This window comes from Haloferax sp. Atlit-6N (assembly GCF_003383195.1).
In the GTDB taxonomy this organism is placed as follows: Archaea; Halobacteriota; Halobacteria; order Halobacteriales; family Haloferacaceae; genus Haloferax; species Haloferax gibbonsii.
Genome location: NZ_QEQJ01000002.1, coordinates 212,074 through 223,129 on the forward strand (window position 1 = coordinate 212,074; position 11,056 = coordinate 223,129).

The following is an 11,056-nucleotide window of genomic DNA, read 5'->3' on the forward strand; positions in this document are numbered from 1 at the left end:
GTAGATAGCTCTGTTTCCCGGAACCTTAGCTAGTTCGGCCGGGTCTATTTGTCCGGAAAAGACGTCGATTACGCGTCGTTGAGGGTGCAGTTGGTTACGAGAATAGGTGATTCTCGGAACTTGTGAATGCCATCAACGTTCTCGAACTAGACGATTCTCGGAACAACTCGCACCAAAGAACAGCGCCATCGCGGCTTGGTGCGCCATCGCTCGCAGGAGGCCAACCAGCATCGCCGGGCCACTGCACGTCAATTCATCCAGCGCCTCGAGAACACGTGTCGTCGGTGTCATCGGTATCCAAGCGCTTCCAGTTGTTCTGTGACATCAGCCGGTGACGCTTTCGACACCATCTCACCGGGAGTGTATCCGCCAGTGTCGCTCGCTTCGAGTTCGACCCATGGCACGCGTTTCAGCGACGGAACCCACGAGTTCCGTGGGTGTCCGTAGACGCCGAACTCTCCAACTGCGTTCGCGTGGTCAGACGAGACGACTACCGTCCCGTCGACATTCTCGACCAAGAGCCGAACGTCGTCGAGCACGAGTTCGAGGTTCCGTCGATATGCAGACCAGAACTCATCGAACGAACGCTCACCGTCTCGGAGTTGCATCCACGGGGATTTGACGCCGGTCTCGACGCTGGTCTTGCCGATATCGTTCTGGTCAGGGTAGCCATCCGACCAATCGCAATCGACGAACGGAACGTGCGGCTGCATGAACCAGACAATTATCCGGTCCTGGTCGCCAGCACGAGACTGTCGAATCGCGGCATCAGTCACCGACCGAGGCAGAATCGTTCCGTGGTCGTCATCCCACGAGTGTCTCCACACCTCGTTGACGGTGAACCACTCCTCGCTGTCGATGTCACGAGAGAATGGATTCGCCGTCACTAGTGCGGTTCGCGACATCTCGTCACGATATCGTGGTCGCGTCATCCGCTCGACGAACTCCGCTGACATCGACGCCGGACTCACATGAGTGTCGACATCCGGGATCCAGTCAGTCTCGTCAGCGACCTCGGTCATCAAGTCGAACCGGCACGCGTCGAGGAGAACCAGAATGTCCCAGTCGCCACGCTCCCAGTGAGGAACACCATAGTTCACGCGCCCACCAACGCGCCGGCCAACGCCGTTGACGATTTCGCCAACTGTGGTCTCGAAGGCTTTCGACGGCGGATGTCGCTCGAAGTCGGAGCGCACCTGAGCGAGGAAGTCCGACACCGTCATTTCTCGTCCTCCAGTTTGTCGAGAATCGCCTCAGTATCGCGCTTCAGAGGGCTTCTTGCGGCCCTCTGCGATTGCGTTTGGTTGAACGATTGCTCGCTCGGCAGAACCACCGCGTAGTCGAACAGCATCCACACCGACAGCGACGAAACAGCCACACCGATGAACACGACGAAGCTTCCGAAGACTTCGCGAATCACCGGCGTCGTCGACCAAGCTGCAGACATCGCCGAGAGCATCGTGATGAGCTGCGTCACCATCCCAGACCGCTGGAACAGCACTTTTGCACCACCGAGACGGATCACGCCGCTCTCGAGCTGGGGCAGCAGTCGAGAACTCATTTGTCGCACCTCCGGAACACAGCAGTCAATTCACCAGCGTAGCATCGACTTGACGCCCAATCTGGCCACCGTTGTGCTGCGAGTCGCAGCAGCGGAGATGCTGGGGACAGCGGACCACCAAGCCAAACGTCGACCTCGCGGTGCACAAGTTCCAGCGGGATATCCGGGTCCCACTGTCTTCGATGCGCCCGCGAGAACTGTTCAGGAGTTCGCCACGTCCACCGTGGAGCGACGTGGTCAGAGTCAGTGTCGAAGTTCGAACCCAGCGGGACCGTGATGCGCAGAATCCCGTTTGGTCGCAGTGCCTTCGCCGCCTCAACGAAGAACGCCGTCCGGTCTTCCAGGTGCTCAACGACGTGGTGCGCCTCAATCACTCGCACATCATCCGACGCGAAGTCCCACGGCTTGGTTAGGTCAGCCACCACGTCCGGGTCAGCGTCTTCGTTTACGTCGACATTTGTCCAGCCATCTCGGTAGTCGGGTCCACTCCCGAGATGGAGATACTCAGCGCTTCTCTCTGTCAGGCTCATTGTTCATCACCACCATCTGCTGCGAGCCTCCGCGTTGGTAACGGCGGCTCGACGGACGTCTCGATTTGCGAGTCTTCGACCGCTTCGTTCACGATAGAACGCATCTGACGTCTGAATCGCTCCACCGAGAACTGTTGCGCGAACCTCTCGATATCGTGCTCAGTCGCAGTGACGCCCTCCGACTCGAATCGCTCTATCGCGTCGACGAGGTTGTCGACGCCGCGGTCGAAGAGAACTCCGTTCACGCCATCGATGATTTGGTGGCGAGTGAAGCCTTCACGAACACCGATAACTGGCGTCCCCGCGGCCATCGATTCGACTGGGACCATCCCGAAGTCCTCGTTGTCCGCTGCGAAGAGCGTCGCTTTCGCTCCACTCACCAGACGGCACAGTTCGTCCCACTCGACGAATCCACGGAACTCGACTGTTGGCCCCGCTATCTCTTCGAGACGCTCGCGTTCCGGACCATCACCACCGACAATCAGCTTCGTCCCCGTTCGGTTGCACGCGCGAACAATCTCGTCGATGTTCTTGTTGTCGAACATCCGGGACCACGTCACAACGTAGTCGCCAGTCTCATCGTCATGTCGAGACCAGCCCTCGACATCGATTGGAGGGTACACCACGTCGACGTCGTCAGCATCCACGTCCCAGTATCGAACAATCCGGCGCTTCACGAGGTCGCTGTTCGCGACCAATCGGTCCGCGTACTTCCCTTCTGGATGGAGCGTCCTCGCAGCCTTCGTGTAGATGTGTTTGGCAAGACCGTGGGTCTCCTCAGAGTCCGCCCACATGTCGTAAGGCGTCCGTTGAGGTGAGTGCACGTAACTGACGACCGTCTGCGTGTCACGCGGCACGAACCAACCGGGATTGTTCCCGCTCGTCACGATCACGTCGAAGTCACGCAGCTCAACCACATCCGTCCACGCGAACTGATAGAACGCGTCTCTGATGAACGCAGACCGTCTGATGAGTTGGCCCAGGACTCCATCACCAAACAAGTCGTGAAGCTCGACGTCCGGCGCGGTCGCATCCCTGTTGACGAACCCGGCGTAGACTGGTGCGTCGAACGTCCGTGCGAGTTCGTCCGAAACCATCTCGCCGCCCCCGCGCTGCGGATAGTGCTCGTGAGCGATGGCAATCTTCATCGCACACCACCGTAGGACCTCGCGAGCGCCGCGCCAGCCGGGCGTACACGCGATGAAACGCCGAAGGACCGCCGAAAGCCACGACCCGACGAACCGCCACTTGCGTATCTCAAGTTAATATAAACACAAGGGTGTGGGGGGGTGGGTGGGTGCCCCGACACTCTACATGACATCCAGATCCGCCTCCCGTACGACGTATTTCTTGATCTGCTTCGACTCGTCCTCGCTCACGCCGTAGTCCATCTTCAACAGAGCACGGTCGAAGTACTCGCCACCCGACGCCTCACTAATGTACTCCTCAACGCGGCCCTCGTCGAGAATCTCTTTTGCCACCTGCACCGGCGAGAGCTGCTCCGCCTCGGCTTCCTTCGACTCCGCCCGTACCTTCTCCAGCAAGTCGTCGATGAGGTCGTCAGTGAACTCTCCCTTTGTCGACTCGTACTCCTCCACGAGATCGGGTGTCGGGAGCTGAAACTTCATCCACTTGTGCCGGCGAAGCACACCATCGTCGCCGATCATCCGATGGTACTTCTTGTACATCTTTCCCGTCTCGTTGTTCGTCTGGATGTACTTCCACCGTGCCTTGCTGATGCCGGCTGACTCGTCCTTGCCGACCATAATCCCGAGGTGATGGAACCGACGCTGAACGTGCGAGTCGATGAGGTCGAAGTCAGGCGCGGTCATAATCGCGCCGTTGTTTCGATGTCGCCACGTCTGCGTTAGAGCGTCTAAGACCTGATTGGCGACCGTGTACCAATTCCGGTTCCCCGCGGCGACACCCGCTTCTTCGAGCACGATAATCGCACCCTCTGGGAGGTCACTCGCAGCGATTTCGAGGAACTCCTCAACGGAGTACGTCACACGATGCGGCCCGAACGTCGGGTCAAGTGCCTCCGCGAGTCGGAGTGCCGCGTAAGACTTCCCGTCCCCAGTCTCCCCGGCTAAAAAGCACATCCAGTTCTCGTTGTACACGTTCATCCGCGGCCATATCTTGCGTCGGAGAATCAGGTTCTCGCGAACTCGGTCGGGCATCTCCGACCAGTGGCTTGAGAGATTCTTAGGAGGTACGTGCGACTGCATCCGGTCGACGATCTCCGGCTCGATCTGTGAACTCATACGACTTCACCCTCCGCGTCCTGAAGTTCGATAGACGGCTTGAACCCGAGTTTCGTCGCCGCGTCGTCGAGGACACCCGCGATATCCATCAACTGTCGTACGTCGAGGACGACCTGTTGCGTCGTCTGTTCCTCCCGCACTCCGCGCATCGTTGAGCGGGTTTCCACGACTGTCTCGGTCGCATCCTCCAGTTCGTCGAGACGTTCGAGACCTCGATATGGGATGTCTCTGACTTCGACTGGTGCCACACCTTGTTTCTCGTAAATCGTCATCGCCTCGTCTTGCGACACCTCGATTTCCTGCCCGTCAATCTCGAAGACGTACTCTCGTCCGGCGGTCCAGCTTGGCGACAGTACCACGGAAGACCACCACTCTTTGATGATGCCCTCGGTCCGAAGTGGACGGAGCGCTCGGTAGTACTCCAGAACCCGATTCTGGAAATCGCCTCGGAGAGACCGCGGAACTATCGACATCCGCAACCGGGCGTCTTGGACCTCCGAGCGCTTCTGATGGCACCGAACCTGTGCGTCTTCGATGATACGCTCACGGACCGTCTTCGACCGCAAGTCATCCGATTTAGACATCACAGTCACCGTCAGGAATCGTGATGACAATCGAATCGGCGAGCGTGTGGACCACGAGGGGCTGCTGTTTCTCGAGTTCAAGCCACTCCGCTGCGTAGCTCGTGAGATTGATGTTCATCGAACTCCCCGTCTGCTGGATATTCCGAACCTCGCTGTTGAGCGACACAGAGTCGAGGTTGCCGGACTCGATGTGTTGAGCGAGTTTCTTCAGCTCAAGCGACTGTCGAACACCCATCTGAGACGTACACTCCGCGATTACAGACTCTATTTGCCGTGTCTGACCACTATTCTGGATTGCCATAGCGGCCGTACTAGAGAATCTGCATTAAGTCTCTACACGAGGATAGCCATGGTGGCTATCCGGCTGGATATCCACCGGAGACCCGCTCTATTACCCCATTCGTGACAGTATATTCCGGAGACATATCATCTCTGCAAAAGAGGGCACGTGTATGTCTGCATGTGCAGGCCACCCCGCCGCTGGGTTCCGCCTGGGGCCGGGTGCCAACGTCGACGACGACCACGCTATCGAAGTGGCGGTCGAGGAACCGTTCACCAACCCAATCGAGGAGTTCGTCCACGGACGTGGCGGGTTCTCCGGTCAAGCGCTCAACCGCGGTCTCGAAGCCGCACAGCGCCTCGGCATCGAACCCAAACAGGAGCACTTCACGGAGGACGCGACGACCACCGCCCGCATCTCCGGCTCGATCATGATGGTCTCCCAGGCCATCATCGTCGCCGTCGTCGCCCTCATCGTCCTCGGGTCGCTCTACTCGACCGAAATCGTCGCGAACCCGACGTACAACAACACCTGGACGTCGATGTTCGACACGTTCGCTAACTACGGCGAGACGGCGTTCATCCTCATCGGCGTCGGCCTGATCGCCGCGGGTGCGAGCGTCGCGCTCGGATTCTTCGGCGGCATGGGCGGTGGTATGGGCGGCGGCCGGTAAAACCGACATCTCACCACCTACGCACCGATTTTCCACCGCTCATCACCCAACTCAAGAGCCATGACTAACGCAATCGTCACGTTCACCGCCATCGCCGTCGTCGGTGTCTTTGCCATCGCTACTTTCGGCACCTCCTACATCGAGAGCGCCGAAGCCCAAGCGACCACGGAAGGCATCTCCCTCGACGACGCCGGTCGTCTGGTCGAGGCATCCGACATCGCCGTCGACTTCGGCGCGAACGTCACCGTCACGCACAACGGATCGACCCTCACGGAAGGGGTTGATTACCGTTTCAACGAATCGACCGGGGAACTCGAACGACTCGAAAACGCCACCGTCTCCAACGGGACGCAGGTCAACATCAGCTACCAGTTCGAGGCCCCAGACCAAACCACCCGCGACGTGAACCGCGGGCTCGGAGCGATTAGCATCCCGGTGCCGCTTCTCGCTCTCATCGCCGCTGTATTCGTCATCTGGGGGTTCCTCGGATGATACTCGTCGCACACCAGTTGGCCCTCGGTCTCCTCGGTACGCTCGCGCTCTTCGGCGCGCTCGTCTTCCGCGGCCACGACTCCGAGGCGATCTGGGCACTGCTCGGCCTCGTCGTCTGGGGCGCTCTGGCGCTCACCAGCGGGAACGTCGCCGTGTTCAACGAATCGACCGGCGAGTTCGTCTCACTCGGCTCGCCTACCATCCAGTTCGTGTGTCTCAGTGCGGCCGCCGTGAGTGCTATCGCACTCTACGGAGCCGTCTTCCACACCGCCACTAACGAGAGGGCTCGCGCATGATGGGTCGCGACTCCCAGCCCGATCCCGGCGAGCTTCAGGCGCGCGAACTCGACGAGCGCGCCGCGCAAGATCTCGAACGAACCGCGGTCAACCGCGGCGTCTCGAATGGCCCGGTCGTCGACCCCATGCACGACATGGAGCCCGAGGACCTTCTCGACCGTCTCCTCGAAGCCGACGTCGAATCCAACGAGTACGAAGAACTCGTCTCGCTCATCCAGCCGTACCTCTCGCCGAGTGAGATGCTCGCCGACCACGACGAGGAGTACTACGACGCCCGGTCCCGGCGACTCCTCAACGAGAACCTCCGCGACCGCATCGTCCGCGGCCGCGAGTACCCAGACCTCTGTACTGGCGTCTTTCGGCAGGTCGCACAGGAGGTCAACGGCGACTCGTTCAGCGGCGTCCGGAGAGACCTCGCGGACCACGAGAAAGAGGCTATCCGCACGGTCATCGACGACGTTCGAACCGACCGCCAGTCGCTCGGTGACGGCCGGCTTCTCGAAGCAATCACCGAAACACACGTCTCCAGCGAACGGCGCGACCCCGACGGTGACACGCAGTCCGGTGGTCGAGTCAGCAGTATCCTCCCGTGGTAATCCATGACTGACAAGAATCCAAAATCAAACGATACCGACCCGCTCGAACCGGACGAACCAGAGTTGTTCGCGAACACTCGAACGAAGCTCGACGAGGAATCAGAAGACCACAAAATCGCGCGGAAAGCCGGCGACGCCAGCGGCGGCCTCGTCTACAATTTCTTCCGCGGTTGGTGGGTCTTCTGGGTCTCGTTTTGGCTCAAAGTTCTTCGATTCGTCCCGAGGACGAACAAACTCGGAGACAAAGTCATCGACGCCGGCTACAAGCTCAAGCTCAAAACGACCGGTGCCGACACCATCACGCACGTCATCTACGGTGACGGCGTCATCGCACCGCGCGCGTCTTCGTGGCACACGACCGAGAACGAGTTCCGTAGCGAGAACGACGAGCGCTTCAAAACCGACGAGCAGGGCATTCCGTACCGGATGCTCGGGAAGTACCCCGTCGCGTGGGCGCTCGGGAAGTACGCTGAGACGACCGACCCAATCGAGGCGTTCATGGGTGGCCAGCGTCGCCGTGGGGAGTTCGAGCCGACCGCCACGACCGACGGTGGAACCGACGTCGCAATCCACGCCGAGGTCGCCGATGACGAATACGACGGCCGGGTCATCTCCTTCCGCGACGGCTACCGCCTGTTCGGTAGCAAGGTCACACAGGAGGACATGAGCCTCCAGGGGACGCGTGCGAAGCTCGCCGAACTCGACTGGTCCCGAAAAGAACAGCTCTATCTCGTACTCGTCGGTCTCGGAGGCGTCGCACTCGGTCTCTTCGGACCCGCGCTCGCCGCGAGTATCGCAGGGAGCGCATCCGGCACTGGCGGCGGAATCAACGTCCTTCCGTTCATGATTAACGCCGGTCTCGGAGGTGTGTTCTGATGCCGCTCCCCGGTGGAGGAGACACAGATGACCGTGAGGCGAAACGGCGCGCTGAGGAAGACATCCGTGACGCTCGCGACCGCGCTCGGGATGACAACGACAGCTCCTCCTCTTCCTCACGCTCGTCATCATCGAACGACGATGGTAGGGGTTCGTCGGTCGACCGCTCGCGAGATCGCGACCGACAGGTCGTCGAACAACGGAAATCCCAGCGTCGAGGTGACCGATACCAATCGGGTTCGTCGTCATCCGGCACATCGTCCTCTGGCTCGTCATCGTCTGGGCGCTCCAGCAGTCGCTCGTCCAGAGACCGTGACTCGGTTAGTGACCGCGAAGCAGCCACTCGATACAAGCGAGAAGTCCGCGAGACGAAACAGCAGAACCAACGACGCCAGAAGCAAGACGCGCCGATGGTGGCCGACGACTTCGGCGGCCGGGGCGAGCCCATTACCCGCGCCGAAGCGAGGCGTCGTGCGAGACTCCGGGGCAAGAAACAGAAACTCAGACAGCGCGTCGTCGACCAGACGGCCGGCCTCGATAACCCTCGGAACGTCCGAGTCCGACGCGACGGCAACAAGCTCGTCGCCTCGCTCACACCCGTCGGTCAGCAAAACGTCCGCGAGTATCAGGTCGAACAACAGCGGAACGCACGAGCGCGCGAACAGCGACTCCCCGAGAAGCTTGGTCGGGAATCATCCGACAGCGTGACTGACCGAGCGCAGGACATCGACGCCGAACTCACCAAGGACGCCAGCGGCGACATCTCCACGGTCCAGCGGGAGAAGGCACGCCGCGACATCGCCGACAAAGTCGACGTCGACCCCGACCGAGTCAAGATTGTCGGGCAGACGGACGGCGGCGGCTTCCGCGCGCGTATCCAGGAGCAACCCAAACGCGAAGAGCAGTTCGGTGATATCGACTGGTCGTTCGGCTTCGGCGACCCCGACAAAGACGAAGTCGAGGGTGGCCTCCGAAGCGCCGCCGACGAGGTCGACAAGGCCACGAGAAAGGTCGTTGAGATCAACGACAAGTACGGCCCACCCGCAGCGATTGGGGCGACCTATGACGCGGTTCGAGAGTACGTCCCCGAACCCGTTGATGACGTCGTTGCCGGACCAGACGGCGAGACCTTCGGCGAAGAGTTCGCCAGCGGTGCTGTCGAAGGCGCTGTCCAACTCGCCAACGTTCCGCAGACGGCTGTTGGTCTCATGGAAATCGGTGAAACGGGGAAGTACATCGTGGCCGGCGACGAGGGGACTGACGGGGTTGTAGACCTCAGTACAGACACCTCCGCGGCCGTGATGGGCGCAGGCTGGAAGGCAGCCCAAGAAGCAAACGACGCTTTTTGGAAGAATCCCGGACGGACCTCGGGCGCTGTCGTCGGGTCACTCGCTGTGTCTGCCGGGGGATTTGCGGCGGCGGCGAAGGTCGGTGGGAAGACCGGCGCGGCCGCTCGCGTCGCGGTTCAACCCGGTGAAGAGGCTGCGAGTTACGTTGCGACGCGCGCTCTCGAGCAGACGGCAAGGGGTCAGCGCATCCTTGACGCGATCCCCGGTGGTCGCATCGACAACGAGGAGATTGCGATGGCTGCCGCGTCCAAAGCGAAGCCAGCCACCTCGAAACTCGTCCGTGGTATCCGACGCACCAAATACGACGCTGTCCGTCGGTTCGAAGTAGAAGGCAAGCGCGCGAAACAGTTCCTCGCCGGTGAACGGGGGCAACTCGAACTCTCCGGTCCGAGCGGGCGGCAGACTGTCGAAGTCGATGACTCTCCCGGTCGGATGTCGCCCGAACTCGACCGCGCCGACGCCCGCGAACAGGACCTCGACCAGACGCAGTATGAACTGCGTCGGTTTGCCCAGGAAGAGCGCGATGCCGAGCAGGTCCTCTTGGAGGACGCCGGACAGCCGACCTCGACGCCGACGCAGGCCACGCGCGCCGACCAATTGACTGTCGACCCAGACGAACTCGAAGCTCGCCGTCTCGAAACTGAGAGACGCTTCCGCGAAGCCTACAGCGTCGGTGGCCGCTCCAGTCGAGGTCGTCGTCAACTTCGAGACGGAAGTCGCCTCAGCGGACAGGAGTGGCCGACTCGTGAGGCGAGACAGATGCGGCAACAAGCCGAAGCATCCAGTTTCGAAGCTGATGCGGCTCGAACCAGGCGGAGAAAAGCCACTGGGGCTGAAATCGCGACCGGAGAAGAACTCGCGCGCCAACAGCAGCGGGAGTTCGAGCGCGCACAGGCAGACCTCGCACAGCGTCTCGGTCTCGACACTCGGGGCGATACTCGACAGGATACGTGGCAACCCACAGACGTTCGTCTCGACCAGCGGTTCGAGACTGGCTTCGAGACCGAGACGGAACGTGCGACCGAGTTCGAGAGTGAGATTGGGCGTGCCGGGACCGAATACGAATACGAACCGGTCCAGATGTCCACAGGAACTGAAGTCGAACGCGAATTCGAACAAGCTCGCAGACGCTTCGAGACCGAGTTCGAGCGGGAGCGAGAGCGCCAACAGTCCTTCGGAAATCGGAACCCCAGCAACGCGTTCGCGGTCGATATGAGCGCGTGGGAGAACAGTTGGCGAACTGGCATCGCCGACATCGACAAGCTCTGGAAAGAGCGCTTCGGAGGTCTCTGATGGCGACCTTCGGGTTCTACATCAAGGCGGCGCTGACGCTCTTCCTCTCGGTGTACGTTCAGGACATCCTCCAGACGGTGACCGAACCAATGCTCGGTCCCGCCTGTGGGCCATCACGGGTTTCCCAGCCCGTCGTCGAGGGTGCGCAGAACTGCCTCTACGTCACGCAGGCCGTGACGTGGCTCGTTGCACTCGTCATCGTCGGTCTCTTCGTGACTGGACTCACCCGTGGTGCGCTCCTCGGTGGTGTCAGTCCGTGAGC

14 protein-coding genes are annotated in these 11,056 nt (G+C 60.9%); 7 read left to right on the plus strand and 7 right to left on the minus strand.

The features are described 5' to 3' along the window. Window positions 1-287: 287 nt before the first annotated feature. From DEQ92_RS10295 to DEQ92_RS10325, 7 genes are all read right to left on the minus strand, one after another. The gene (locus tag DEQ92_RS10295) at window positions 288-1,223 is read right to left on the minus strand and encodes a hypothetical protein (RefSeq protein WP_115820730.1); all 936 of its coding nucleotides are present in this window, start codon (window positions 1,221-1,223) and stop codon (window positions 288-290) included. Continuing rightward, complete coding sequence (locus DEQ92_RS10300) at window positions 1,220-1,561, minus strand: hypothetical protein (protein ID WP_049967724.1); 342 nt, start codon at window positions 1,559-1,561, stop codon at window positions 1,220-1,222. The genes DEQ92_RS10295 and DEQ92_RS10300 overlap by 4 nt, the downstream gene beginning before the upstream one ends. Continuing rightward, complete coding sequence (locus DEQ92_RS10305; protein WP_115820731.1) at window positions 1,558-2,091, minus strand: methyltransferase domain-containing protein; 534 nt, start codon at window positions 2,089-2,091, stop codon at window positions 1,558-1,560. Before DEQ92_RS10305 ends, DEQ92_RS10300 begins: the two co-directional genes overlap by 4 nt. Continuing rightward, window positions 2,088-3,239, minus strand: coding sequence for a glycosyltransferase (locus DEQ92_RS10310; RefSeq protein ID WP_049967723.1), 1,152 nt, complete (start codon window positions 3,237-3,239; stop codon window positions 2,088-2,090). Before DEQ92_RS10310 ends, DEQ92_RS10305 begins: the two co-directional genes overlap by 4 nt. Window positions 3,240-3,401: 162 nt before the next feature. Further along, entirely contained in the window at window positions 3,402-4,355 is a 954-nt protein-coding gene (locus tag DEQ92_RS10315) for a hypothetical protein (protein WP_115820732.1), read from the minus strand. Next, on the minus strand, window positions 4,352-4,939 hold the full coding sequence (locus DEQ92_RS10320) for a hypothetical protein (protein ID WP_049967721.1): 588 nt from the start codon (window positions 4,937-4,939) through the stop codon (window positions 4,352-4,354). Before DEQ92_RS10320 ends, DEQ92_RS10315 begins: the two co-directional genes overlap by 4 nt. Further along, on the minus strand, window positions 4,932-5,240 hold the full coding sequence (locus tag DEQ92_RS10325; RefSeq protein ID WP_049967720.1) for a hypothetical protein: 309 nt from the start codon (window positions 5,238-5,240) through the stop codon (window positions 4,932-4,934). The genes DEQ92_RS10320 and DEQ92_RS10325 overlap by 8 nt, the downstream gene beginning before the upstream one ends. A 151-nt stretch (window positions 5,241-5,391) precedes the next feature. Here DEQ92_RS10325 and DEQ92_RS10330 point away from each other — a divergent pair, with 151 nt between their 5' ends. The 7 genes from DEQ92_RS10330 (at window position 5,392) to DEQ92_RS10360 (ending at window position 11,054) form a co-directional block, all read left to right on the plus strand. Beyond that, complete coding sequence (locus DEQ92_RS10330; RefSeq protein WP_233516843.1) at window positions 5,392-5,892, plus strand: hypothetical protein; 501 nt, start codon at window positions 5,392-5,394, stop codon at window positions 5,890-5,892. Between the two features lie 60 nt (window positions 5,893-5,952). Continuing rightward, a complete protein-coding gene (locus DEQ92_RS10335; RefSeq protein ID WP_115820733.1) occupies window positions 5,953-6,384 on the plus strand; it encodes a hypothetical protein in 432 nt (143 codons plus the stop codon). Beyond that, entirely contained in the window at window positions 6,381-6,680 is a 300-nt protein-coding gene (locus DEQ92_RS10340) for a hypothetical protein (protein WP_115820734.1), read from the plus strand. Before DEQ92_RS10335 ends, DEQ92_RS10340 begins: the two co-directional genes overlap by 4 nt. Then, window positions 6,677-7,276, plus strand: coding sequence for a hypothetical protein (locus DEQ92_RS10345; protein WP_233516844.1), 600 nt, complete (start codon window positions 6,677-6,679; stop codon window positions 7,274-7,276). Before DEQ92_RS10340 ends, DEQ92_RS10345 begins: the two co-directional genes overlap by 4 nt. A 3-nt stretch (window positions 7,277-7,279) precedes the next feature. Next, on the plus strand, window positions 7,280-8,152 hold the full coding sequence (locus DEQ92_RS10350) for a hypothetical protein (protein WP_115820736.1): 873 nt from the start codon (window positions 7,280-7,282) through the stop codon (window positions 8,150-8,152). A 410-nt stretch (window positions 8,153-8,562) separates the two neighbouring features. Then, on the plus strand, window positions 8,563-10,794 hold the full coding sequence (locus DEQ92_RS23415) for a hypothetical protein (protein WP_158547619.1): 2,232 nt from the start codon (window positions 8,563-8,565) through the stop codon (window positions 10,792-10,794). After that, a complete protein-coding gene (locus tag DEQ92_RS10360; RefSeq protein WP_049967713.1) occupies window positions 10,794-11,054 on the plus strand; it encodes a hypothetical protein in 261 nt (86 codons plus the stop codon). The genes DEQ92_RS23415 and DEQ92_RS10360 overlap by 1 nt, the downstream gene beginning before the upstream one ends. Window positions 11,055-11,056 lie beyond the last annotated feature (2 nt).